A 24,839-nucleotide genomic window follows, 5' to 3' on the forward strand; every position below is an offset into this window, starting at 1 on the left:
CTCAGTCGCGCATCACACGCTGAAGCTCTTCGAGCGTGGTCGTGCCGTTGGCAACGTGGCGCATGCCGTCGTCGTAGAGGCTGCGACTACCCGTCGCGCGTGCGCGCTGACGCAGCTCGGCTTCCTGGCAGCCGTCGTGGATCAGGCGCGACAGCGTCTCATCCACCGCAATCAGCTCATGGATGCCGAGGCGCCCGGCGTAGCCGGTGTTGCCGCAACTCGGACAGCCGACCGCGCGCCAGCGGCCCTCGCTGCTTTCGGTATCAGCGGGTTGCCGGCATGCGGTACACAGCTTGCGCACCAGGCGCTGGGCAAGCACACCGCGCAGGGTGGATGCGAGCAGGAAGGGCTCGACACCCATGTCGATCAGGCGGGTGACGGCTGCCGCGCTGTCGTTGGTGTGCAGGGTTGCCAGTACGAGGTGTCCGGTCAGGCTGGCCTGGACGGCGATGCGGGCGGTCTCGAGATCGCGGATCTCGCCGATCATGATCACGTCCGGGTCCTGGCGCAGGATGGCTCGCAGTGCGCGCGCAAAGTCGAGATCGATGCGCGCATTGACCTGGATCTGACCGACGCCGGGGAGGTCGAACTCGACCGGATCCTCGACCGTGATGATGTTCATCCGGGTCGCGTCGAGCGTGCGCAGCGCGGCGTAGAGGGTGGTGCTCTTGCCTGAACCGGTGGGACCGGTGACGAGGATGATGCCGTGCGGTTGGGACAACAGAGCCTGGAACTGCCTTATGCTGTCCGGCGCCATGCCGAGGGCGTCGAGCCCGAGCTGCCCCGCGCTCTTGTCGAGCAGGCGCAGCACCAGGCGTTCACCGTGGCTGGTTGGCAGGGTGGAGACGCGCACGTCGATCTGGCGTCCGGCCAGGCGCAGGCTGATGCGGCCGTCCTGCGGGAGGCGTTTCTCGGCGATGTCGAGGTTGGCCATCACCTTGATGCGCGAAGCCATCGCGGCGTGCAGGGCGCGGTGGGGGCGGGCGATGTCCTGCAGCACGCCGTCGCGGCGCAGTCGTACCACGGAGGACTGCTCGTAGGGCTCGATGTGCACGTCAGAGGCACGGTCGCGTACCGCTTGGGCGAGCAGCGCGTTGATCATGCGGATGATGGGGGCGTCGTCCTGGCGCTCGAGGAGGTCCTCGACCGCGGGGAGCTCGGTCATGAGCTGGGCGAGGTCGATCTCCTGGCCGACGTCCGCAACCACCTCGGCCGCATTGCGCTCGCCATCTCCATAGGCCTGCGCCAGCGCAAGCTCGAATGCGCCCGGCGTTGCGGTCTCGATGCGTAGCGGGCGGCGCAGGAAGCGTCTGGCCTCGTTGACCGCGCCGAGTGCGGCACCACTGCGGACGAGCAGTTCGGCTTGCGCTTCGTCGCCGCCACGCAACAGCACGCCTTGGCTGCGTGCGAACGCATAGGGCAGGGAGGGCTGGCTCATCGCGACCCCTCGTCCGCAGGGGGGCGGATCAGCAACTCGGCAACCGGTACGATGCGGGCGTCGACAATCGGCGGTAGTTCGGGGGCGGAGTCCTCGCCGCGCATCAGCTGCCTGGGAAGGGCGCTGGCGCGCTGCTGGCCGATCACATATTCATAGCGAGACTGGGTCATCTCGGCGTAGCTGTCGCGGTCGCGCAGGATCACCGGGCGCAGGAACACCACCAGATTGGTCTTGCTGCGCTTGCGCGTGTTGTAGCGAAACAGGCTGCCGGCGACCGGCAGGTCGCCGAGCATGGGCACCTTCTCCTCGCCGCCCGCATAGCTGTCTTCGACCAGGCCGCCGAGGGCGATGATGGCCCCGTCGTCTACCAGCACCATGGACTCGATCGAGCGCTTGGTGGTAACCGGGCCGGTTGCTGCATCGACGTTGCCGACGACCGCCGAGGCTTCCTGGTAGATCTGCAGGCGAATGGCGCCGCCTTCGGAGATCTGCGGCCGCACCTGCAGGGTCAGGCCGACATCGCGGCGCTCGATGGTCTGGAACGGGTTGGCCGGCGTGGTGCCGCCGCCTGTGTTGGTGTACTGGCCAGTGACGAAGGGCAGGTTGCGGCCGACGACGATCTTGGCCTCCTCGTTGTCGAGGGTGACGATGTTGGGCGTCGACAGGATGTTGGCGCGTACCTCGTTTTCCAGAAAGCGAGCCAGGACGCCCAGGCTCAGTACCTCGCCGATCCCCGGGATGTTGACTCGACCGCCACCGATCGCCAGGTTGAGCCCGTTCCCGGGCAGGCTCGGATTGCCGCTGGCGGTGCTGGCGATGAGCTGCAGCAGGTTGTTGCCGCCGCTGCCGAAGCTGCTCCCGCCGATGATGCCGGTTGCGCCCGAACCGCCACCGACCGAACCTGCCCCGACCCACTGCAGGCCGAACTCGGCCGCGCGCTCGGTGGAGATCTCGGCAATGAGGGCTTCGATGTAGACCTGGGCGCGGCGGCGATCCAGTTGATCGATCACCTGGCGCAGGTTGCGGTAGATGGCGTCCGGTGCGGTGATGATGAGGGCGTTGTTGACTACGTCCGCCTGGACGCTCGCGATGGGATTCGCGCTGCCGCTCGCAAGCGGGACGTCGGCGCTCGGGCGTCCGCCGCCGTCGCCGCCGTCGGCTGCAGTGTTCGCGAAGCCGCGCGCTGTGGTGGCCGCTGCGGCCGGAGTCGCAGTGCCGCTCAGGGCGCTGTTGAGCGTCGCGGCAACATGGCGTGCTTCGGCGTTGCGCAGGTACACGACGTGGATGTTGCCGCCTGCGCCTGGGCGGTCGAGCGAAGCGACGAGCTGACGGATTGCAGTGAGCCGGCTGGGGTTGTCGGCACGTACGAGGAGGGCGTTGCTTCGGGGTTCGGCCATGACCTGGGGCGCCGTGGTGCCGGGTTGGCCAGCGCCGCCCTGCTCGGCCAGCAGGCGAGCGAGGACTGGGGCCAGGTCGGCGGCGGCGGCATGCTGGAGTTCGAGCACGGCGACGTCGGTCTGGCTGATGTCGATGGCGGCGATGACTGCCGCGATCTGCTCGATGTTGGATGCGTAGTCGGTGACGACCAGGGTGTTGTTCGACGGGAACGCGGTAACTGTGTTGTTCGGCGAGACAAGCGGTCTGACAACGCCGAGCATCTGTGTGGCTGACTCGAAGCGCAGGGCGAAGACCTGGGTCACCAGGCGGTCGCCGCGTGCGCTGACCTGGCGGGTGCCGACAGGTGCCGCATGCTGCTTGGCATCGGCCTCGGGAACGATCTTGACCACGCCTTCGCCTTCCACCGCGGTAAACCCCTGCAGGCGCAGCGCGGACAGCAGGATCTGGTAGCTGAGGGCACGCGGCACCGGGGTGTTGGTGACGATGTTGAGCTTGCCCTTGACGCGCGGATCAATGAGGAAGTTCTGCCCGGTGATCTCGCCCACGGCATGGATAACCGCGTCGATCTCGGCATTCTGGAAATTGAGCGAGATGGTCTCTTCACGCTGCTGGGCGCTGGCAGGCATGCTCAACGCGAGCAGAACGGCAACACAACTCGCACGCAGGCACATTGGCAGCAGGGGGAGGATCGACTTTCGGATCGCCTTGCGGATCGATGTTGTGAAGCGGGCTGAAGGCGAAGGTCGGGGAATTGAGGCGACCGGATTGGGCTCAGCGTTGATGCGCACTGCTAGGGGCATTTTCTTGGGCTGCAGATCGGGAAATGGAAGGGGGATGGGGCGGATGCTCGGACTGGTCAGGGGGGTTGCGCCGATGGGGTGACTGGCCGCGGACGTGGGGAGGGGGTTACTCCCCTTGTTCGGCGGTGAGGTGCTGGCCTGCTGCCAGATCAAGCCTCACCGAAGCACCCTCGCGCTCGAGGATGACGTGGTCGGGGTGGATGGACGCCAGTCGCCAGCCGTCGCTGCTGGTGCCTCCAGCCCCGATTGTCTTCACGCTGCCGTCAGCGGTCTTGAACAAGGCGAATCCACCTGCGTCGCCAAAGCCGGTGGCCAGGCCGTGGAGGGACAACGGCGGCCGGGCCGTGGCGCTGCTTGCGCTGCTCGGCCCGGGCGTGCCGCCGGTGCCGGCGATACGCAGGATGCCTTCGGCAGCGCTGACCGGATCGGTTTCATGGAACGCCAGCGCCGCAGCTTGCGGTGTCGCGTGGAAGGACCAGTACGCCGCAGCCGCCAGCCAGCTGGTGAAGCTCAGGGCCAGAATCCAGGCCAGCGGCGCAATCCACCGCATCGCCAGCATTGCGGCTCGCCTCTGTGCCTCCCCCCTCAATGACATGCGTACTCCGGCTGACCGTTACAAATTCGTTGCGGATGATGCATGGCTTGTGTGACGCGAGTGTTATCTGCCCCGGCGCAGTGCTTTGGAGGCCGGCTGTGGAACTGCCCGGGTCGCTGGTGGGTCTTTACGGGCCGGACATGAAGGAGTTCCGTTTTGGCACGTAAGCTCATTCCCTTGTTTACCCTGATCGTCCTGCTTGCGCTCGCAGGCCTGTTCTCCGCAGCGGCGCTGGCTGCCGCAGCCGCCCCCGTGGATCCGACTCAGCCGCCACATCAACGTCTGGCGGACCTGCTCGAGGATGACGCCACCCGCAGCGTGCTGATCGAACAGCTACGCAGCCTGGGCGAGGAGGGTGCCGCGCGTGCGCTTGAACCCGAGGCGCCCGTCGAGTCGATGGCGGGGCGCGTTGCCGCGCTGACGCAGAGCCTCGCGCAGGGAACGGTCAGCGAGTTCGGCGCCGCTCTGTCTGCGCTCGGTGAGGCGACCGGGCAGCTTGCCGATGCCCGGCTCGATTCCGTGCTGTGGCAGCTTGGCGAATTTGCCGTACTGGTCGTTGTCACCCTGGTCGTCTTTCGCGCGCTGGCGGCGGCCGCCGGCGGGTTGTTCGCCGCGCTCGATCGGCAGGCCGGCGCGGCCGATGGGCCGCGCGCACTGGTCTGGGGGCGACGGCTCCTGGCGACGGCCGGCGCAGGACTCATCGACCTGCTCACCATTGCATTCGCCTGGCTTGCCGGGTATGGCGTGGCGCTGTTCGTGATCGGCGAGTCCGGGGCGATACGCGTGCACGAGTCCCTGTTTCTGAACGCCTTTCTGATGGTCGAGGCCACTCGGGTGGGGCTCCGTATCCTGTTGTCCAGGCATGGCGACACGTTGCGCGTGCTTCCCGTGGCGGACGAAGAGGCCGCCTACTGGTACCTATGGGCATCGCGCATGGTGTTCTTCGTCGGCTATGGCCTGATGCTGCTGGTGCCGGTGATCGGCCACTATCTCAGCCCAGCGCTAAGCCGTGCGGTGGCCATCGTGATCATGCTCTCCGCCCTCCTCAAGGCGGCCGTGATCGTGATGCAGAACCGACAGCGCGTGCGTGCTGCCATCGAGGCGCTGGCCGAGCGCATGCAGTCGTCCTTTGCTCGCATCAGCATCACGATTGGCGCGCGTACCTGGCACATCGTGGCCATTGCCTACCTGGGTGCAATCCTGGTCACCGCCATTCTCTATCCGCAGGATGCGCTGCCGTTCATGGTCGCTGCAACGGCGCAGACCGTGCTGGCAGTTGCCTTGGGCATCGGCCTGGCGGCATTGCTGACGCAGGTGATCCTGCGCCGGATCCGGCTCAGCGAGGCGCTGCAACAGAAGTTTCCGTTGCTCGAAGCGCGTCTTAACGCCTATGTGCCGACGGCGTTGAAGATCGCCCGCTTCGCGATCCTCGCCATGGTCGTGGCGGCAATCGTGGACGCGTGGACGCCATTCGACCTCGGCGCCTGGCTGGTCTCCGACGCCGGCACGCGTCTGCTCGGCAAGCTGGTGTCGATCGCGCTCATCGTGGCGCTCGCCTTGCTGCTGTGGCTCATCGTTGCGAGCTGGATCGAGTTCCGCCTGAACGCCGAGGCGGGCGGCGAGCCCAATGCACGTGCGCGCACCCTGCTGACGATCTTCCGCAATGCGGTGGCGATCGCGCTGGTGGTGGTGACCACGATGGTGGTGCTGGCCGAGATCGGCCTCAACATCGCGCCGCTGCTCGCCGGCGCAGGCGTGCTCGGGCTTGCGATTGGCTTCGGCGCCCAGAAGCTGGTTCAGGACGTGATCACTGGCGTCTTCATCCAGCTCGAGCGCGCGATCAACGTTGGTGACGTGGTCACCGCCGCCGGGGTTACCGGCACGGTGGAGAAGATGACCATCCGCTCGCTGGGCATGCGTGATCTCTCCGGCACCTATCACCTGTTGCCGTTCTCATCGGTCACCACCGTGGCCAACTACAACCGCGACTTCGGCTACCACGTTGGCGAGTACGGCATCGGCTACCGCGAAGACAGCGACGAGGCCATCGTCCAGCTGCGCGCGGCCTTCGATGAACTGCGCCAGGACCCCGCTTTCGCAGGGTTGATCCTGAGCTCCGAGCTCGAGGTGCACGGGGTGACGGCGCTGGCCGACAGTTCGGTGAACATCCGCGTCCGCATCAAGACGGTGGCGGGTTCACAGTTCCCGGTCGGTCGCGCCTACAACCGCCTGGTCAAGCGTCACTTCGACGCGGCCGGCATCGAGATCCCATTCCCGCACATGACGCTCTACTTTGGCGAGGACAAGCAGGGCAAGGCGCCGCCTGCGCGCATCAGCATGCTGGGGGTGGGGCACGCGCCGGGTGGGGTGGGGAGGCCTGCCGGAGAATGACAAACGGGTGAAGTCGCGGAGGCGGATAGGGCCGGCAAGCGCTATACTCGCGGTTCTGCCCAGAACCCGCCGTGCCCATGTCCGACCCGACCCCGCTTTTCGCCGACGATGGCCCGCTCGCAGCTGCGATTCCTGGCTTCCGAGCCCGTCCGCAGCAGATCGAGATGGCACGGAAGATCGCCGAGGCGCTGCGCGAGAGCCGTGTGCTGGTGGCCGAGGCCGGAACCGGTACCGGCAAGACCTTCGCTTATCTCGTGCCGGCGCTGATGGCGGGCGGCAAGGTCATCATCTCCACCGGCACCAAGACCCTTCAGGACCAGCTCTTCAACCGCGACCTGCCGACCGTGCGTGCCGCGCTCAAGGTCCCGGTGAGCATCGCGCTGCTAAAGGGCAGGGCCAACTACGTCTGCCACTACCACCTCGAGCGTAATGCGCGCGATGGCCGCTTCCTCACCGCGCAGGACGCCGCCGACCTGCGCGCAATCGGCCGTTTCGCCCAGGTCACGCAGACGGGCGACAAGGCCGAATGCACGGACGTGCGCGAAGACTCGCTGGCCTGGATCGCCGCAACCTCGACGCGTGACAATTGCCTCGGCCAGGACTGCCCGCACAAGGACGAGTGCTTCGTGATGCAGGCGCGGCGTAATGCGATGGACGCCGACGTCGTGGTGGTCAATCACCACCTGTTCTTCGCCGACGTGATGCTGCGCGACGAGGGCATGGGCGAGTTGCTTCCAGCCTGCAATGCCGTGATCTTCGACGAGGCTCACCAGTTGCCGGAGACCGCGAGCCTGTTCTTCGGCGACAGCGTGTCCACGGCCCAGGTGCTGGAGTTGGCGCGTGACACTCGCTCCGAAACGGTGGCCGCAGCGCGCGACTGCGTGGCGATGATCGACCAGACGCGCAACCTCGAGAAGGCCGCGCGCGACCTGCGCCTGGTGTTCGGTACCGAGACTGCGCGCATCTCGGCTGCGCAGGCGGCCGAGCGGGAGAACTTCGATGCCATGGTCGAGGCGCTGGAGAAGTCGCTGACCGAGTTCCAGGCCGTGCTCGACACCCAGGCCGAGCGCTCCGAAGGGCTCGCAAACTGCCTGCGCCGCACCGAGGAGATGGCTGCGCGCCTGGCCAGCTGGCGCAGCCCCGAGGACAAGGACCTCATCCGCTGGGTCGAGGTGTTTACCCAGTCGCTGGCGCTCAATGCCACCCCGCTGCATGTATCGGACGTCTTCAAGCGCCAGCTCGAGGGCCACCCGCGGGCGTGGATCTTCACCTCTGCGACGCTGGCGGTGGGCAAGGCGGACTTCGGCCACTACTGCCGCGAAATGGGCCTGGCCTGGATGGATCCGCCGCCGCTCACCGCGGTGTGGGGTAGCCCCTTCGATTATGCCGAGCAGGCCTTGCTGTATGCCCCCGCCGGCATGCCCGAACCAAACTCGTCCGAATATACCGAGCGTGTCGCCCAGGTGGCGCTGCCGCTGATTCGCGCCGCGCGAGGGCGTGCCTTCGTGCTGTGCACCTCGCTGCGCGCGATGCGCCGCATCCACGAGCTGATCCTCGACGGCCTGCAGCAGAATGGGGACGAGTTGCCGGTGCTGCTTCAGGGCGAGGGTTCGCGTACCGAACTGCTAGAGCGCTTCCGCCGTCTTGGCAATGCAGTGCTGGTGGCGAGCCAGAGCTTCTGGGAGGGCGTGGACGTGCCCGGCGATGCGCTGTCGCTGGTGGTGATCGACAAGCTTCCTTTCGCTCCGCCGGACGACCCTGTGCTGGCCGCGCGCGTCGAGCACATGCAGAAGCAGGGCTTGAGTCCCTTCGTGCATCATCAGTTGCCCAAGACCGTGATCAATATGAAGCAGGGCGCCGGGCGGCTCATCCGTACCGAGCGCGACCGTGGTGTGTTGTGCATCTGCGATCCGCGCATGATCGAGAAGTCCTATGGCAAGGTGGTGTGGCGCAGTCTGCCGCCGATGCGGCGCACGCGGGCCGAGACCGACGCGGTTGCCTTCCTGGCTTCGTTGCCGCCGCCTCGTGCCAGCGCACGCAGCCCCGCGCAGGGGAGCGGCTGAGAGCGGTCTGTTGTATCCTTCAAGGCTATCTCACGATGCCTGCGGGCAATGCTCCGATGAAAGTCTTCGGTTTTGGCGGTTGGTCGGGCTCAGGCAAGACGACGCTGGTGGAGAAGCTGATCCCCGAGTTCACCGCGCGTGGTCTGCGCGTGTCGGTCATCAAGCATGCACACCATGGTTTCGATCTGGACAAGCCGGGTAAGGACTCCTGGCGCCACCGCGAGGCCGGCGCCACACAGGTGCTGATGCTGTCCAACGACCGCTGGGTGCTGATGCATGAGCTGCGCGGCGCGCCCGAGCCCAGCCTGGAAGAGCAGCTGCGCTTGCTCGAGCCCTGCGATCTGGTGCTGATCGAAGGCTACAAGGCAGCGGCCGTGCCCAAGATCGAGATCCATCGGCCGGCCTTGGGCAAGCCGCCGCTGTGGCCGGATAACCCCCATGTGGTGGCGGTGGCAAGCGACCTTGCCATCGATTGCCCGCTGCCTCTGCTTCCGCTCAATGAACCGGCGCGGGTCGCCAACTTCATTCTCGACCATCTGAAGATTCAATGAACGGCACCATGCTCTCTTTTGACGAAGCCTACGAAAAGCTGCTCGGATTCGCGCGTCCGGTACGCGAGATCGAGCAGGTAGACACGATGTTCGCCGCCGGCCGGGTGCTCGCGGTCGCCCAGTTCTCAACGATCGACCAGCCGCCGATGGACAACTCGGGGATGGATGGCTACGCGCTGCGTGCCGCCGACGTTCCCGTTGCCGGCACGCGCCTGCCGGTCAGTCAGCGCATTCCGGCGGGCAGTGTCGGCCACGAGCTTGCGCCGGGCACCGCGGCGCGCATATTCACTGGCGCCCCCTTGCCGCAAGGCGCAGATGCCGTGGTGATGCAGGAGTTGTGCGAGCACGATGGCGCCGAAGTCATCATCAACACCGTGCCACGTTCCGGCGAGGCGGTACGAAGGATGGGCGAGGACATCGCACGCGGTGAACTGATCCTGCCCGCAGGCGAGAGGCTTACGCCGCAGGCTGTCGCGTTGGCGGCGTCGGTGGGCCTGGCTCAGCTGCCCGTGCTGAGGCGGGTGAAGGTGGCGATGTTCTCCACCGGCTCCGAGTTGGTGATGCCGGGCGAGCCTCTGCCGCCGGGGGGTATCTACAACTCCAATCGCTACATGCTGCGCAGCCTGCTTGTCGGCCTGGGGTGCGAGGTGGAGGATTTCGGCATCGTCCCCGACCGTCTCGACGCCACCCGCGAAGTCCTTCGTCGCGCTGCGCAGGGCCATGATCTCATCCTTACCAGCGGCGGGGTGTCGGTCGGCGAGGAGGACCATGTCAAGCCTGCGGTCGAGGCCGAGGGTAGTCTGGATATGTGGAAAATCGCGATGAAGCCGGGCAAGCCCTTGGCGTATGGCCATGTGGCAGGAGCTGCATTCATCGGCCTGCCAGGCAATCCGGTGTCGAGCTTCGTCACCTTCCTGATGATGGTGCGTCCCTTCCTGCTGGCCACGCAGGGCGTGCGCGAGGTGGCGCCGGCGGCGCTGGCCTTGCGTGCCGATTTCGATTGGCCGCGGCCCGATCGCCGACGCGAGTTCCTGCGTGCGCGCATGAATTTGCAGGGTGGGGTGGAGCTGTTCGACAACCAGGGTTCGGCGGCGCTCAACTCGACGGTGTGGGCAAACGGGCTCGTGGATATCCCTGCGGCCACATCCGTCAAGCGCGGCGAGAGTGTCCGCTTTTTGCCCTACGGCGATCTGCTGCACTGAACGAGTACATTGACGGGACAGGACATGACGAGCAAGGTGAAGGTTCTTTATTTCGCCAGCCTGCGTGAAGCGGTTGGGACGCCTGGCGAGGAGTTGGCGTTGCCGGCCAACGTGGGCACGGTCGGTGCGCTGCGGGAGCATCTCGCTGCACGGGGCGACGCGTGGGGGGCGATGGCGGCAGGCCGTAACGTGCGCAGTGCGGTTAACCAGCGCATGGTTGGTGCCGACGCGCCGGTGGCGGCGGGGGACGAGGTCGCTTTCTTTCCGCCTGTGACCGGAGGCTGAGTATGGGGCGCTACAAAGTCTGCGTTCAGGAAGACGACTTCGACGTCGGCGCGGAGATTGCCGCGCTCAGTCAGGAGCGTGCCGATGTGGGGGCAGTCGCCAGCTTTGTCGGCCTGGTCCGTGACGTCAACGACGGTAGCGGCGTATCGGCGATGACGCTCGAGCACTATCCCGGGATGACCGAGCGTGCCCTCGAAGAGATCGTGACCGAGGCGCGTGCACGCTGGTCGGTACTGGATGCGTGCGTCATCCATCGCCATGGTCGACTCATGCCCGCCGAGCGCATCGTATTCGTCGGCGTAGCCAGCGCACATCGCGGCGATGCATTCGCCGCCTGCGAATTCATCATGGACTACCTGAAGACACGGGCTCCGTTCTGGAAACGTGAAGAGACCCCGGATGGCGGGCGCTGGGTGGATGCGCGCGAGGCGGACGATTCGGCGGCTGCGCGCTGGAGTGCCGCGCCGGCCGACGATGTCTCGATAGACGACAGCTGGGACGAGATCGAGCAGCGTCGTTGAGCGTGCTGCAGCCCCGCAAGGCATGACGGCGCCCGAGGGCGCCGTTATGCCTGCCTGCGCGGGACTCCGGCGGGCAGCTTACTTGCGGCCCTTGCCGCCCTGCTGGGTGAAAGCCTGGAAGGCCTCCGTCGAGGCACGGGTCATCTGCTCGAAGGCCGCGCGCGTGGTGTCCATCGCCGTCTGCATGGCACCGAGGGCGTTCTGGTCGGCGATCGGCATGCCCTTGAACATCTTCTGCATGGCGTCGAACATATCGGTGCTGCCGGTGCTCAACTGCTCACCGACGAGCTTGCCGAACTCGGCCTGAGTGCGTGCCGTGATCTCGGCGATTTCGCGCGCACATGCGAGCATCTGCTCGGTAGTGCTCTGCGCGTAGTGGGCGCGCAGCTCCATCATGCCCTTGGGGTCCTTGGTGCTCGACAGTGCCTTGGCATTCTCGACGCCTTCCTCGAACAGGCGCTTGGCTGCGCCGACCTGGATTTCCATGATGCGCTGGGAGTTCTCGATCGACATCTGCGCCAGACGCATGGCCGCTTCGAGATTCTTCTTCTGAAGTTCGTTGAACTGATCCTGTTTGGTAGCCATAAGCACTCTCCACTCCCGCCATGCGGCGCTGATTTATATGTCGTGAGGCGTCCCTCGGCACGATTGCAGATCGATATCCCTGTCCGGGTATGCAAGCTCGTGCTCCCTCGCCTCAGCCGCACAATAGCACAGCGCGGGTGTGCGTTAGCGGGCAATCGCCTGTTACTGAGCCCGAATCGGGCAGTGCGCCCTGCATAGCGGGGTGTGTTTCTTGTTCTTCCTCAAGGCGACGGCCTTTGCGGCCAAATACGATTTCCAGGCTGCGAATCCGGCCGCAGGACAAGTCCGGTATCCCAACGATGGAAGACACCACGATGTTCCAGAACGACGTTCACCCCTTCGACGCGCGCGGCGTCGCCAAGCGCTTCCGCCATGCTGCCATCTTCGGTGCCCTCGAATCGCTCGAAGACGGCGAGGTGATGCGGTTCGTCAATGACCACGACCCGCTGCCGCTGCTTGGCCAGATCCAGCAGCGCTACGGCAACCAGGTGGGTATCACCTATGTCGCGCGTGACCCGGGCAATATCGTCATCGACTTCAAGATCCAGCTTGGTGCGCCGGCCAGCGCGGGTGCACCCGCCGCTGCGGCGGCAGCCACAGGCGGCGGATGCGGCGGCGGCGGCGGACACGGCTGCTGCTCCGGCCACTAAGGCTTGCCGTACTTGCGATAGACGGCACGTGCGTCGGCGGCCGCGCGCTCCGGCGTACAGATCGACGGATCGTCGTCGTGACCGCTGAAGAAGTCGTCCGCCTGGGCGGCCATCACTAGTTTGATGGCCGCCTTTTCGCTTTGCTCGTAGCGTTCGTAAAGCAGGGTGGCCACTTCGTCCAGGTGCTGTTCGTAGGTCATGGGCATGGGGAAGCTCCGTTTCAGCGCAGGGTCACGAACTCTTCGGCGCTGGTAGGGTGGATGGCAATGGTGTCGTCGAAATCGCGCTTGCGGGCGCCCATCTTCACCGCCACGGCAAAACCCTGCAGCATTTCGTCGGCTCCCTCGCCGATGACGTGGGCACCGACGATGCGCTCGTCTGCGCCGGCGCAGATCAACTTCATCGATGTCCTTGGTCTGTGTTCGGTCAGGGCGTGGTACATCCCGGTGAAGCGGGTGCCATAGACCTTTACCTGCTCATGGCATGCACGTGCCTCCTCTTCGGTCAGGCCTACCGTGCCAATCGGGGGGTGGCTGAAGACGACGGTGGGTATGGTGTCGTAGTCGAGCTTGCTGTCCTTCTGGCCCAGGAACAGGCGGGCTGCGAGTCTTCGCCCTGCCGCAATTGCGACCGGGGTGAGTTCTGCGCGACCGGTGATGTCGCCGATGGCGTAGATGCCGTCGACGCCCGTATTCTGGAACGCGTCGGTCGCGACCATGCCGCGTGCGTCGGCACTCAGGCCTGCCGCTTCGAGTCGAAGGCGGTCGGTATTCGCCCGGCGGCCGGTCGCCCACACCAGGGCGTCGACTTCGAGCACGCCGCCGCCATCGCAAGCAACGCGCAGGCTGCCGTCCGCCTGCCGTGTCACTGCCTCCACGCGAGTGCCGAAACGCAGGTCTACGCCGTCTTCGCGCATCTGGACGCCGAGTTCGTCGCGCAGCATGGCGTCGAAGGGGCGCAACAGATGCGGTCCGCGCACCAGCATGTGTACAGCGCTGCCAAGGGCGTTGAGTACGCCAGCCAACTCCACCGCGATGTAACCCGCACCGACCACCGCAACCCGACGCGGCTGGGTCTCGAGTGCAAAGAATCCGTCTGAGTCGATGCCGAACTCTGCGCCGGGAGTATCGGGGACCTCGGGTCGGCCGCCCGTGGCGATCACGATGTGAGGCGCGCTGAAGCGTTCTTCGTCGACCTCGATGGTGTGTGCATCGACAAATCGTGCAAAACCCCGAACGACATCCACGCCTGCCTTGTCGAGCATGCTGGCGTAGATACCATTGAGGCGCAGCACATAGGCATCGCGCCGGGCCTTGAGCGTTGACCAGTCAAAGTGGGTGGAGCCGACCGTGAAGCCATAGCCGGGCGCGTCGCGCATCGCCTGGGCGAGGTTTGCGGCGTACCACATGACCTTCTTCGGCACGCAGCCGACATTCACGCAGGTGCCGCCGAGACGCGCGGCCTCCACGACTAGGGCGCGGGCACCGTATTCCGCCGCGCGGCGGGCGCTGGCAACACCTCCGCTGCCGCCACCGATGGCGATGAAGTCATAGTTGCGCATGTGCGGGCTCCATTGTGTGCTGGGGCGGCGGTCATCGCCGCCGGGTAAGGAATGGGCGACATTTTCGCTGCTTGCCCCGCGTTTGTGGACTTGCCGGACGCGATATCGCTGCTTCGCCCAAGCTCGGGATGTAGATCTGTCTGGGGATATAAAAAGATAACTTTATATTCTTTTGAGATCTTTGAGCGATCCGGTAAGGTGCGAGTCTTCATTTTGCACTGCACCACTCCGCCATGCTCATTCCTGACAGCGCGCATGCACTGATCGTCGGCATCGTCCTGATCGGGCTGTTCATCACTTTCGTGCGCGAATGGGTCAAGGCCGACGTTGCAGTGATCTGCGCCGTTGCCCTGCTTCTTGCGCTGGGACTGCTCACGCCTGCGAAGGTATTGAGCGTGTTCAGCAACAGCGCACCAATCACCATCATCTGCCTGTTCATCATCAGCGGGGCGCTCGGTCGTACGGGCTGTGTTGACAGGCTCGGGGAGTGGATCGGCAACGTGGCGGGACATAGCGAGCGCCGCCTGCTGCTCGCGATGCTGCTCGTCGGTGTTGCCGTGTCGCCCTTCATCAACAACACACCGGTTGTCATGGTCATGATTCCGGCAGTGATTGCGATGGCTGGGCGATTCTCGATTGCCCCCTCGCGTCTGCTCATTCCTCTGTCCTACGCAACGATCCTGGGCGGCCTTATCACCATGGTGGGGACCTCGACCAACATTCTGGTCGATGGTGTCGCTCGTGACATGGGGTTGGCGCCGTTTACGATGTTCGAGATCAGTGCGCCGGCGATAGTCATGGCACTGATCGGCTGCACGTTCATGCTGTTCTTTGCGCAGCGCTTCCTGCCGGCACGCGAGACACTCACCCAGCAGTTCTCGGGCAGCAGCGACCGTTTGTTCATGACCGAGCTTTTCGTACCCGAGAACTCGCGTCTGGCAGGTCGTACGCTGAAGGAAGCGCGTCTGTCGAATGGCGTGATCAAGGTTCTCAAGCTCTTCCGCGGCGAGGAGGAGTGGTCTGCGCCGGCTCCCGACACACGTCTCGAGGTTGGCGACCGGCTGGTCGTGCACACCCGCAGCAGCGCAATGGTCGATCTGCGCAGCACCGATCTCGTCGGTTTGCGCGCGCAGACGCCGCCTGCGGCCGACCCTCAGGACCTGGAGACCCTGCGCAGACGCGACGTCGTGATCGTCGAGGCTCTGGTAGGACAGACCTCGCGTTACGTGCAACGTCCGATCCGCGACCTCGATCTGGCCGCTCGCTACGGTATCCATCTGATCGCCGTACATCGGCGCAATGCCTCCATCCCGGACGTGGGGGACGACTTCCAGCTCCAGTTCGGTGACGTGCTGCTGGTCGAGGGCACACCGACCCAGATCAAGCGCTTCTGCGACAACGGCGATCTGTTTGCCATCACCGATGGCAAGGTGTCGGCGACCCGAAGCACCAAGGCGCCGATCGCACTCGCGACCATTGCGGGGGTGATGCTGCTTGCCGCATTCAACGTGATGCCGATCGAGGGCCTGGCGATCATCGGGGCGGCGGTCGTGCTGATCACTGGCTGCATTCGTCCCGACGAGGCCTACAAGTCCGTCGAATGGCCCATCATCGTGCTCATTTTCGGCATGCTCGCAATCAGCATCGCGATGCGGGATTCGGGTCTGGCAGCGATGCTGGCGGGTAGCCTGGTGACGGTGGGAGAGGGCTTGTCGCCGTGGATGATGCTTGCGCTGGTGATCCTGATCACTTCGATCGCCACCGAGTTCATCAGCAACAATGCGGTGGCGGTCCTGTTCACGCCGGTCGTCATCGGCGTCGCCCAGCATCTGGGCGTTGATCCGCGCCCCTTCGTGGTCGGGGTGATGTTTGCCGCGAGTGCAAGCTTTGCCACGCCTATCGGCTACCAGACCAACACGCTCGTCTATAGCGCGGGCAACTATCGCTTCTCGGACTTCGCCCGCCTCGGCATCCCGATGAACCTCATCGTGTGGCTGACGGCAAGCCTGTTGATCCCGCTGTTCTGGCCACTGAACCCGCTCTGAACGGCAATTGCCGAGTACGTCGCGCTCAGAGGATGCGCTCGATCGCTTTCAGCACCTCGGGGGCGTCAGGTTTCACGCGGCTTGGAAAGGCAGCAACGACTCGACCGTTGCGGTCGATGACGTACTTGTGAAAGTTCCAAGTCGGTGCAGAGGACTGGCGGGCGATCTCGCGAAACAGCGGGTGGGCCGCCTCGCCCGTCACCGTGATCGGCGCATACATGTCGAATGTGACGCCGAAGTTCTGGAAGCACACTTCGGCCGTCTTGGCTTCGTCGTCTGCCTCCTGGCGAAAGTCGTCCGAAGGGAAGCCGGCAACTTTCAGGCCACGGTCCTTGTACGTCTGGTGCACCACCTCGAGTTCACGGAACTGACGGGTGAAGCCGCAGTGGCTCGCGGTGTTCACCACCAGGACCGGTTGGCCTGCGTAACGCTCGGCCAGCCGCACCAGCTCGTCGGCGTGCAGACGCCTCAGTTCGTAACCGCTTCCCTGGCCAAAGATGGGCGCTACCGTAGGCGACTCGTCCGCGAGCGCTGGCGCGCACAGGATGGTCAAGACAAACGGCAGCAAGTGCCGGCGAAAGGTGTCAAGCGGCATGGCATGGCCTCCGGTCGAATGGGCGAGTACGCGTGTTCGCGTGTTCGCGTGTTCGCGAGTGCTCGGTGTAGACCATAGACCGCGGTCGCCGCAGCCAGTTCGTCCGCTCAACGGATGCGAAAGCCACCTACTGCTTGAGAAAGTTCGCGCGCGGCGCGGTCGAGGGAGCCCACTTCGAGCGCCACCTTGCTGGCCGAGGCCTCAGTCTCGTCCGCAAGGTTGGCGACCGATACGACTGCGCCGGCAATACTGCGCGCGGCGGCACTGTGCTCGCCAAGATTGTTTGCGATCGACTCGAATACCTGTTCGACGCGACCCGCGTCCTCGGTGATGCGCGCGATCGAAGCGCCTGCCTCCGCGGCCAGAGCCGTACCTGTGCCTACTCGCTCCACTGCCGACTCGATGTTCGCCAGCGCCTGACCCTTGCTGGTCTGGATGTCATTGATCATCGCTACCACTTCTTCGGTCGCCGACGCAGTCCGTTCGGCCAGCTTGCGAACCTCGTCGGCAACCACGGCGAATCCGCGCCCCTGTTCACCGGCCCGTGCGGCCTCGATCGCGGCATTGAGCGCGAGCAAGTTGGTCTGGCCTGCGATGTCCTTGATCAGGCTGACGACTGCTGCGACGCGGTCCGACTGCTTGCCCAGTTCCTCGACACTATCGGCCGAACTTTGAATTGTGCTTGCAATGCTGGCGATCTCGTCAATCGCAGCCTTGACGATACCGGCACCTTTGCGGGCGGATGTACCCGAGTCTTTTGCAAGAGTACGCGCCTGTTCGGCATCGTCGGCGAGCGCGGTGAGGCCTGCTGTCAGGGTGTCCACCGAGGCTGAAATATCATTGGTTGCAGCACGCTGCTGTCGCATGCGCTGGGCGGCAACGTCGGAGTGGTGGTCCAGTGCTTGCGCGCTGCTTGCAACCGACCGTGCTTCCTGGTCGAAACGCTCGAGCATGCCGGCAAGCTTGGTGCGCATGTCCAGCACTGAGCGCAGCAACTCCGAGTCTTCGCCGCGACTGGTGATACCGCGCAGATCCCCTTCGCCAATGCGGGCGGCGAGCTGTCCGACACGTGCCGATACCACCGCTTCGCGCTCGAGGCGGATCGCCATGTAGATCAGCATGCCCGCCTGCACGACCACATAGGCCGCATGAGCGAGCACGCGCGCGATCGAAGGGCCGGCGTCGAACACGTAGAAGCCCCAGTTGAGCGCCTGCAGGTAGTTGAAGGCCACGTGGTGGACGGCAATGAGTGCAGCGGCAAGCAGGATCGGCCGCCAGTCACGGTAATAAAGCAGGAAGGCAAGCAGCACGAATATGCTGAAGTGCGCCTCGATCACGCCGCCGAACTGCTGGATCGTGAGCGCGGAGAACACCATGAACGCCGCTGCTATCGCCGTTCGTGCGAGCAGTGAGCCAGGCCCAGTGGCCACCAGCGCAGCGGGCGCCAGTACGGCGGGTAGCCCCACTGCAATTGCGAGCAACCAGGTGCCGGTATGCGCGGCTATGCCGAGGGTGATCAGCAGATGCGCGCCCAGGAAGGCGAGCATCAGGCGATCTGCCGATGCGCGGAAAGGGCGCAGGACGTCGTTCGATTCTGGGTGGTCGGACATGAGAGCCTCCGGGTTCTGGTCGATGCCTGCCTCAGCGTACGAGGCAGGCATCGGCGGGCTGTGCGCTTAGGGCGTGCCAGCCCAGCACAGCACCGCTGTAGGCGATCCACAGAATGAACACGAGCCAGCCCAAGTGGCGACCAAGCCTATCGCGCCGCGGCACTTGCGCACTGCGGGGTTGTTGGTCTTGGCCGGGGGAAGATCGCGTTTCTGAACTCGACATAACAGTCGTGAACGGCATGCAGGCCAGAAACTTTAGCCCCTGCGAGCGAACGGGCTCACATCCGGTTCAGGTCTTGAAGCGCATCGACCACGAGTCCTGTGCCGACGGCGATGAGCAGGATGTCGGCCGCTACGCGCACGTAGCGATGACCTTCCGGAGGCATCCCGAAGTGCAGCACAATGTCGCGCGGGGCGTCGTAGTAGTCGACATGGCGTGGAAGAGGCTGTCCTATGCGCCACTGCTTGGTGAGACCCGGCGGCATGCAGCCGTTCTGCCTCTTCGCGAGACCGGGTGGGCAGTGCCCGCTTCTGTAGCTTTCGCCGTAGTAGCGTCGCACGATCTGGACGTGACGGTCGGTGAAGTGCGTGCCCAGAACCAGACCACTATCACGTCCCTGTCGCTGCTTGCTGTCGCGCTCGGGGTTGCGTCCACGCTCTCGGCTGTCCACTTTGTCATCGCTTCTGAGAACTTCGTTGTGGCGCCTGTCGTCGCGCCGCTCGGGGCGCGCACCGGGGTTACGGTCTGACGAAGTGCTAAGTTGCCGGTCGGGCTTGCCGTTGCCGGCGTGTGCTGGGCGCTCGGCCAGCGCCGAGGTCGAGAGTATCGTGCCGGCAAGGGCAATGGTGAGCACGGCGATGCTGGTCATGGAGCGAGTTTGTACCATCAGCGGTTCTCCCTTCATGTTGTTCCACCCATCGTCTTGGATGGGGCTTGGCCCCAGTGTAGCCGTGCGCCCGGATGCAGTTGGCAACACGCTTACGAGTTGTCACTGCTACGGATGATTTGATTCGAAAAACCTGCGCTCAACTCGGGGTTCGCGGCGAATTACAGCAACGGTATGGCGTCCTTCTCGCCACGCTCGTATACGACGTTCGCCCGGCCGACCAGCAAGGGGTCGAGCGGGCCGACACGGTCGATCTCCTTGTTGGAGTAGGGCAGCTTGTGCAGTACGTAACGCAAGGCGTTCAGGCGTGCACGCTTCTTGCAATCGGACTTCACCACGGTCCAGGGAGAGTCGGCGGTGTCGGTGTAGAAGAACATCGCCTCCTTGGCCTTCGTATAGTCGTCCCACTTGTCGAGCGACGCGAGGTCGATCGGCGACAGTTTCCATTGCTTGAGCGGGTGCGATTCGCGCTCGCGGAAACGGCGGCGCTGCTCGTCGCGGCTGACCGAGAACCAGAACTTGATCAGGTGGATGCCGCTGCGCACGAGGTTGCGCTCGAACTCGGGTACCTGGCGCATGAACTCGTTGTATTCGTCGTTGGAGCAGAAGCCCATCACTCGTTCGACGCCGGCGCGGTTGTACCAGGAGCGGTCAAAGAGAACGATTTCGCCGGTCGAGGGCAGGTGCTGGATGTAGCGCTGGAAGTACCACTGTCCGCGCTCGGTCTCGCTTGGCTTCTCGAGTGCCACGACGTGTGCACCACGCGGATTGAGGTGCTCCATGAAACGCTTGATGGTGCCCCCCTTGCCCGCGGCGTCGCGGCCCTCGAACAGGATCACCACGCGTTGGCCGGTCTCCTTGACCCAGGCCTGCAGCTTCAGCAGTTCGACCTGCAGTCTGTATTTCTGCTTTTCGTAGGCCTTGCGCGACATCAGGTTACGGTACGGGTAGCCACCCTGGCGCCAGTCCTCGGCAAGTTCGTCATCGGGGTTGGCTGTGCCGGTCACGATCGGGCTGTCGGCCCGCATCAAGGCCCGGCGCAGCATGTGGACGTCGTCCGGTGAGGCACCGGCGAGGATGGACTCCAGTGCCTTGAGCGCCCGCTTCGGGTCCTGGCGCGACTCGGTCTGAAGAATCTCGGTGACAGCGACGATCTTGGACTCTTCGGCGGCCCCGATGGCCTGTTCGACTTCGAAAGTCTCGATGTCGGCAGGGGTCAGGGAGGGCGCGGTATCGCCTTGCTGCGAGCGCCGCGCGGCCTTCTTTGCTCTCGGTATGGCGGGAGCGGGCGAGGGCGCGCTCGAGTCGGCTGCGTTCGGGGCACGGTTGTTCTTTTCGGTGTCTGTCATATTCAATGTCCTCGCTGTCAACTGTGGAAATTGTAGCGCTGATGGATGGCTTGCAGCGCGCGAAAAGTCGTAATGGCAGCATGGTTTTATCGCCCGGCTGTAGAATCCGCCTTTTCTCGAATAGAAGGGCGCGCCGACGCGCCTCGTTCTGCCTTCCATGCCCCTGACGCCCCACGCTCGCTCCCTTCTCGACATGGCTTACCGTGTCGGTGCCCCCCGCTTTCACGAACTTGGTGAAGCCCAGGCACGTCACTCTTTCGAAAAGCTGCAGTTTGCATTCCGGCCGGAATCACCCGCTGTGGCCTCTACGGTGGATGTACCCATGCCACGGCCCGACGGTAGCGCCTTGCTGGCGCGGCTTTACCGCCCGCTGTCGAGCCACGCCGACGAGCCTTTGGCGCTGCTTATCTACTTCCATGGGGGTGGTTGGTGCGTTGGCGATGTCGCAAGCTACGACGTGCTGTGCCGGGAGCTTGCCAATCTCGCGCGCTGTGCCGTGCTTTCCGTCGACTATCGCCTTGCGCCCGAGCACCCATTCCCGGCTGCGATCAGGGATGCGCGCCTGGCCTTCGAGTGGGCGGTGGAAAATGCTTCTCTGCTTGCCATCGATCCCGCTCGGATTGCCCTCGGCGGTGATAGCGCAGGGGGCAACCTGTCGATCGTGACCGCCCTCGCACTGCGCGATGAACCTGCAAGGCCGAGCTGCCTGGCGCTGGTCTATCCGAGTACCGAGATCGTCAGCACGCGGCCATCACGAGAGCGTTACGCCGAGGGCTTCTTCCTCGATCGCGGGACACTGCAGTGGTTCTTCGAGCGTTACCTTCCGGACGGCAATACGGAGGATTGGCGTGTGTCACCCATGCGGGCCGAGCGGCTTGCCGGCTTGCCGCCAACGCTCCTTGTCGGGGCGGAATTCGATCCTCTGGTGGACGATTGCGTCGCCTTTGCGGAGCGGATGAAGGCCGAGGGCTGCACGGTGGACTACGTCGAGATGCCCGGCGTCATCCATGGTTTCCTGACGCTGGGCAAGGTCTTCCCCGAGTCGACGCAAACACTCGTACTGCTTGCTCGCCACCTGCAGACCTGCCTCGCGCTGCCGCCGGCCTGAAGCGGCGCACGGCCCGGACCAGTCAACCGCACACCGCTGCGAGCATTTCCTGGCGGGTGTCGCGTGCCGTGACAAGGAGGGCGTCGAAAGCCTCCTTGCCGGCCTCACCCAGGCTGGCATCGAGCAGTTCCGGCCGGCGTTGTACGCCAAGCAGGCTCTCGAAGGGGTTGGGCGTCTCGGCTGCCAGTGTGGCAAAGAAGACGATGTCGCCCATGGCTGCGGGAGGCCACTCGGTGTGCGCCACCGGATCGGCTTCGCAGGCGTCGACGATGAGCGCGGGCATCTCGAAGGCGTCGAGCACTGCGCTGCGCACCGGGTCATCCCAGAGCGAGACGATCTCGGCGAAGCGCTTCATGTCGCCTTCGATCGCTGGATAGCGGGCCGCTCGGGCGAGCAGGTAGAACTGACCGACGTTGATCATCAGCCCGGCGAGCAGGGCCGTATCCGGCGTGTGGCGTCCGAGGTGGCGCGAGAACGCGAATGCCCAAGATGCGACGTCGATCGAGTGCATCCACAGTCCGCTTGCCACCAGCCGCATCTGGCGTGAGCGGTGGTCTCGGGCCAGCTGTTCGGCGGCGACCGCGTAGGCAAGGCAGCGCAGCGCGGACAGACCGATGCGCCCGATGGCGTCGCCCACGCTGTTGATCTCGCCGCGATATGGGTTGAGCGCTACCGTATTGGCCATGCGCAGCACCTTTGCCGCAAGCACCGGTTCGGCCCGGACCACTTCGGCAATGTCGGACAAGGAGCTGTCGGGGTCGTCCGCCATCTTCTTGATGCGCAGCGACAGGTCGAACACGGTCGGGAAGCTCAGCACACCGTCGCGCAGTTCTTCCTCGATCTGTTGTGCGAAGGCTTCGGTCTGAGATTCGAATTCTTCCATGGCGGCTAGGCTTCCTGCGGGTGGCGTTGCGACGTGCCTGGATTCAAGAATGCGGCACTGGGCGCACCGCGGCTGCAAGTCTAACGCCGCTTGGCTTCGGCGTCGCGTGCAGTTGCTGCTCAGCGCGGGAGTCGCATGCGCGCCGGTGTGCGTGCCGTGGCGTCATGGCTGGCTCAGAACCGCACGCCCGTTTTCCAGCGCCTCCACCTGGGCGAGCGTCGAAACCGGCACGCCCTCCGCCTCGATTGCGCCGTGGCCCTGCTTGAACCGCTTTTCGACGATGAAGCTTGCGCACAAGACCTCGGCTCCCGCTTCGCGCGCCATCTCGATGAGCGCGACTGCGGTGCGTCCGTTGGACAGGAAGTCGTCGACGATGACGACGCGATCACCCGGCACGATGTAGCGCTGCGAGAGCACCAGCTTGGTTTCGCCGCCCTTGGTCGGCGACGGGATGATGCGCGCGATTGCGGGCGACTCGACCTGCGGGGCGTATTTCTTGGCATAGACCAGCGGTACCCCGAGGGCCTGAGCAACGACGAGCCCGGGGGCGATGCCGCTCGCTTCCGCAGTCAGGATGACGCTGGGTTCGAAGCGGCCGACACGGCGTGCCAGTTCCCGGCCCATCTCGGTGATGAAAGCAGGCTCGATGCGGTGGTTGAGGAAGTGGTCGATCTTCAGGATCTGGTCACCGATCACGGTCGCCTCGGCTTCGATGCGGCGGACCAGAGGCCCATAGGGGGCGGTGAGCGAAGGGGTGTTGAGCGCGGCGGCGTTATTCATACTGCGGATTCCGGTGGTGGGCACCCGGGGGGCGAGTGCGGATGCGCCGCATTCTAGCGCAGCCCTCGTCCGGTAGAATCGCGTCTTTCAACCGCGACGGCGGGGCGCCTTGGCTCGTCCTGCAGCGCATTCGACACATGCCGATGAACGACGAAGACTACATGCGTGCGGCGCTCGAGGAAGCGCGCCGCGCGGGGGCCTGCGACGAGGTGCCGGTGGGGGCGGTGGTGGTACTCGACGGCCAGATTGTGGGCCGAGGCTTCAACCAGCCCATCGGCCGCCACGATCCGACCGCGCACGCCGAAGTGATGGCCTTGCGCGATGCCGCCGCGCGTCTGGGCAACTATCGCCTGCCGGGGTGCGAGCTCTATGTGACCCTGGAGCCGTGCGCCATGTGCAGCGGCGCGATCATGCACGCGCGCATCGCCCGCGTCGTGTTCGGGGCGCGGGATCCGAAGACGGGTGTCGCAGGCAGTGTGATGGATCTCTTTGCCGAGTCGCGGCTCAACCATCATGCGCGCGTCGAGGGCGGCGTGCTTGCCGACGAGTGCGGGCGCATGCTGTCGAGCTTTTTTGCCGCGCGGCGCGGCAAGACGCAGGTGGCTTGAGTGCGTATCGAGATCGATCTTGGCTCACAGACGCTCGCCCTTTTTGGGGCGGACGACGCTTGCATCCGGCGCTACAGCGTGTCGACGGCGGCCAGGGGGGCAGGGGAATTGAACGGCAGCCTGTGCACACCGCGCGGGCGCCATCGCATACGCGCCCGGATCGGCGCCGGTGCGCCGGAGGGCGCAGTGTTCCGCGGACGCCGGCCCACCGGGGAGCGCTGGAGTCGCGACTTCGCCGCAGCTCATCCCGGACGCGACTGGGTCCTGACGCGCATCCTTTGGCTGTGTGGCGAGGAGTCCGGGCGCAATCGCGGCGGTGATGTCGACTCGATGCGGCGTTTCATCTACATCCACGGCACTGGCGACGACCAGCCCATGGGGGTCCCGCGCTCGCATGGCTGCATCCGCATGCGCAACCGCGACCTGATCGAACTCTTCGAGCTGGTCGCCGCAGGCACGATTGTGGATATCCGCGCATGAGCATGGCCGTCCTGCCCACCGTTTGCGTCCTCGACTGGGCACAGGTGCAAGCCCTGGTTACGCCGCTGCGCACGGCAGTGTTCGTCGAGGAGCAGGGCGTACCGGTCGAGATCGAGCGCGACGTCTTCGACGCGGTGAGCCGGCATGCGCTGGCGCGCTCTGGCGCCGGCGAAGTGATCGGTACCGGGCGTCTGCTGCCCGACGGCCACATCGGTCGCATGGCGGTGGCTTGCCGCTGGCGAGGCAAGGGTGTGGGCGGACTGGTGCTGGCGGCCTTGGTCCAGGAGGCCGTCCGGCTGAACATGGGCGAGGTGGTACTCAACGCGCAGGTGCATGCCGAGGCCTTCTATCTGCGCCATGGCTTCGTCGCCGAGGGCTGCGTGTTCGAGGAGGCCGGCATTCCCCATCGCATGATGCGCCGACGCCTCGATCAAGGAGGTCGCAGCTGACGCTG

General features: G+C 65.2%; 24 protein-coding genes. 12 read left to right on the forward strand and 12 right to left on the reverse strand.

All coding sequences use genetic code 11. From position 1 onward, the window contains the following. Position 1: 1 nt before the first annotated feature. From gspE to C662_RS12830, 3 genes are all read right to left on the reverse strand, one after another. Positions 2 to 1,438 (reverse strand): type II secretion system ATPase GspE, encoded by a 1,437-nt coding sequence (gspE, locus tag C662_RS12820; protein ID WP_002929759.1) that lies wholly within the window; start codon positions 1,436 to 1,438, stop codon positions 2 to 4. After that, entirely contained in the window at positions 1,435 to 3,462 is a 2,028-nt protein-coding gene (gspD, locus tag C662_RS12825) for a type II secretion system secretin GspD (protein ID WP_002929761.1), read from the reverse strand. Before gspD ends, gspE begins: the two co-directional genes overlap by 4 nt. 280 nt (positions 3,463 to 3,742) lie before the next feature. Then, on the reverse strand, positions 3,743 to 4,195 hold the full coding sequence (locus C662_RS12830) for a type II secretion system protein N (RefSeq protein ID WP_002929763.1): 453 nt from the start codon (positions 4,193 to 4,195) through the stop codon (positions 3,743 to 3,745). Positions 4,196 to 4,387: 192 nt separating this feature from the next. Here C662_RS12830 and C662_RS12835 point away from each other — a divergent pair, with 192 nt between their 5' ends. The 6 genes from C662_RS12835 to moaE all read left to right on the forward strand — a co-directional run bounded on the left by C662_RS12835 (position 4,388) and on the right by moaE (position 11,244). Then, positions 4,388 to 6,622, forward strand: coding sequence for a mechanosensitive ion channel domain-containing protein (locus tag C662_RS12835; RefSeq protein ID WP_002929764.1), 2,235 nt, complete (start codon positions 4,388 to 4,390; stop codon positions 6,620 to 6,622). A 77-nt stretch (positions 6,623 to 6,699) separates the two neighbouring features. Then, a complete protein-coding gene (locus tag C662_RS12840) occupies positions 6,700 to 8,685 on the forward strand; it encodes an ATP-dependent DNA helicase (protein ID WP_002929766.1) in 1,986 nt (661 codons plus the stop codon). A gap of 35 nt (positions 8,686 to 8,720) precedes the next feature. Then, positions 8,721 to 9,236 (forward strand): molybdopterin-guanine dinucleotide biosynthesis protein B, encoded by a 516-nt coding sequence (gene mobB / locus C662_RS12845; protein WP_002929768.1) that lies wholly within the window; start codon positions 8,721 to 8,723, stop codon positions 9,234 to 9,236. Next, positions 9,233 to 10,438: a molybdopterin molybdotransferase MoeA gene (locus C662_RS12850; RefSeq protein ID WP_002929770.1), complete on the forward strand. Its 1,206-nt coding sequence runs from the start codon at positions 9,233 to 9,235 to the stop codon at positions 10,436 to 10,438. Before mobB ends, C662_RS12850 begins: the two co-directional genes overlap by 4 nt. 24 nt (positions 10,439 to 10,462) lie before the next feature. Beyond that, positions 10,463 to 10,723, forward strand: coding sequence for a molybdopterin converting factor subunit 1 (moaD, locus tag C662_RS12855; RefSeq protein WP_002929772.1), 261 nt, complete (start codon positions 10,463 to 10,465; stop codon positions 10,721 to 10,723). Positions 10,724 to 10,725: 2 nt separating this feature from the next. Continuing rightward, positions 10,726 to 11,244 (forward strand): molybdopterin synthase catalytic subunit MoaE, encoded by a 519-nt coding sequence (gene moaE, locus C662_RS12860; RefSeq protein ID WP_002929774.1) that lies wholly within the window; start codon positions 10,726 to 10,728, stop codon positions 11,242 to 11,244. Between the two features lie 78 nt (positions 11,245 to 11,322). Here moaE and C662_RS12865 read toward each other — a convergent pair whose 3' ends face one another. Further along, entirely contained in the window at positions 11,323 to 11,829 is a 507-nt protein-coding gene (locus tag C662_RS12865; protein ID WP_002929777.1) for a phasin family protein, read from the reverse strand. A 299-nt stretch (positions 11,830 to 12,128) separates the two neighbouring features. Between C662_RS12865 and C662_RS12870 the strand changes: the two genes are divergently transcribed. Then, the gene (locus C662_RS12870; RefSeq protein WP_002929783.1) at positions 12,129 to 12,479 is read left to right on the forward strand and encodes a DUF2249 domain-containing protein; all 351 of its coding nucleotides are present in this window, start codon (positions 12,129 to 12,131) and stop codon (positions 12,477 to 12,479) included. On the opposite strand, the gene C662_RS12875 is transcribed toward C662_RS12870, so the two are convergent. Both C662_RS12875 and gorA read right to left on the reverse strand, forming a co-directional pair. Next, entirely contained in the window at positions 12,476 to 12,685 is a 210-nt protein-coding gene (locus C662_RS12875; RefSeq protein WP_002929785.1) for a hypothetical protein, read from the reverse strand. The two genes, C662_RS12870 and C662_RS12875, sit on opposite strands and share 4 nt — an antisense overlap. 14 nt (positions 12,686 to 12,699) lie before the next feature. Next, a complete protein-coding gene (gene gorA, locus C662_RS12880; protein WP_002929787.1) occupies positions 12,700 to 14,040 on the reverse strand; it encodes a glutathione-disulfide reductase in 1,341 nt (446 codons plus the stop codon). 233 nt (positions 14,041 to 14,273) lie between these two features. Between gorA and C662_RS12885 the strand changes: the two genes are divergently transcribed. Continuing rightward, positions 14,274 to 16,085, forward strand: a complete 1,812-nt coding sequence (locus C662_RS12885; protein ID WP_002929788.1) for an SLC13 family permease — start codon at positions 14,274 to 14,276, stop codon at positions 16,083 to 16,085. 25 nt (positions 16,086 to 16,110) lie between these two features. Here C662_RS12885 and C662_RS12890 read toward each other — a convergent pair whose 3' ends face one another. The 4 genes from C662_RS12890 to ppk2 form a co-directional block, all read right to left on the reverse strand. Continuing rightward, on the reverse strand, positions 16,111 to 16,680 hold the full coding sequence (locus C662_RS12890) for a glutathione peroxidase (protein WP_002929790.1): 570 nt from the start codon (positions 16,678 to 16,680) through the stop codon (positions 16,111 to 16,113). A 107-nt stretch (positions 16,681 to 16,787) separates the two neighbouring features. Continuing rightward, on the reverse strand, positions 16,788 to 18,290 hold the full coding sequence (locus C662_RS12895) for a methyl-accepting chemotaxis protein (RefSeq protein ID WP_037984623.1): 1,503 nt from the start codon (positions 18,288 to 18,290) through the stop codon (positions 16,788 to 16,790). A gap of 278 nt (positions 18,291 to 18,568) precedes the next feature. Then, on the reverse strand, positions 18,569 to 19,159 hold the full coding sequence (locus tag C662_RS12900) for an RcnB family protein (protein ID WP_002929800.1): 591 nt from the start codon (positions 19,157 to 19,159) through the stop codon (positions 18,569 to 18,571). Positions 19,160 to 19,338: 179 nt separating this feature from the next. Further along, positions 19,339 to 20,526 carry a polyphosphate kinase 2 gene (gene ppk2, locus C662_RS12905; RefSeq protein WP_002929801.1) on the reverse strand — a complete coding sequence of 396 codons (1,188 nt, stop codon included), beginning with the start codon at positions 20,524 to 20,526 and terminating at the stop codon, positions 19,339 to 19,341. 322 nt (positions 20,527 to 20,848) lie between these two features. On the opposite strand from ppk2, the gene C662_RS12910 reads away from it, so the two are divergent. Continuing rightward, a complete protein-coding gene (locus tag C662_RS12910; RefSeq protein ID WP_002929802.1) occupies positions 20,849 to 21,634 on the forward strand; it encodes an alpha/beta hydrolase in 786 nt (261 codons plus the stop codon). Positions 21,635 to 21,656: 22 nt separating this feature from the next. Here the strand turns inward: C662_RS12910 and C662_RS12915 are convergent, their stop codons facing one another. Both C662_RS12915 and xpt read right to left on the reverse strand, forming a co-directional pair. After that, positions 21,657 to 22,517, reverse strand: a complete 861-nt coding sequence (locus C662_RS12915; protein ID WP_002929803.1) for an HDOD domain-containing protein — start codon at positions 22,515 to 22,517, stop codon at positions 21,657 to 21,659. Between the two features lie 162 nt (positions 22,518 to 22,679). Then, positions 22,680 to 23,297 (reverse strand): xanthine phosphoribosyltransferase, encoded by a 618-nt coding sequence (gene xpt, locus C662_RS12920; RefSeq protein WP_002929804.1) that lies wholly within the window; start codon positions 23,295 to 23,297, stop codon positions 22,680 to 22,682. Positions 23,298 to 23,440: 143 nt separating this feature from the next. On the opposite strand from xpt, the gene tadA reads away from it, so the two are divergent. The 3 genes from tadA to C662_RS12935 are packed head-to-tail and all read left to right on the forward strand — an operon-like array spanning position 23,441 to position 24,834. Next, the gene (tadA, locus tag C662_RS12925; RefSeq protein WP_198291777.1) at positions 23,441 to 23,905 is read left to right on the forward strand and encodes a tRNA adenosine(34) deaminase TadA; all 465 of its coding nucleotides are present in this window, start codon (positions 23,441 to 23,443) and stop codon (positions 23,903 to 23,905) included. Continuing rightward, a complete protein-coding gene (locus C662_RS12930) occupies positions 23,906 to 24,385 on the forward strand; it encodes a L,D-transpeptidase (RefSeq protein WP_002929808.1) in 480 nt (159 codons plus the stop codon). Next, positions 24,382 to 24,834, forward strand: coding sequence for a GNAT family N-acetyltransferase (locus C662_RS12935; protein ID WP_002929810.1), 453 nt, complete (start codon positions 24,382 to 24,384; stop codon positions 24,832 to 24,834). The genes C662_RS12930 and C662_RS12935 overlap by 4 nt, the downstream gene beginning before the upstream one ends. The last annotated feature ends 5 nt before the right edge of the window (positions 24,835 to 24,839 follow it).

It is taken from the genome of Thauera sp. 28, from assembly GCF_000310145.2.
Classification (GTDB): domain Bacteria; phylum Pseudomonadota; class Gammaproteobacteria; order Burkholderiales; family Rhodocyclaceae; genus Thauera; species Thauera mechernichensis.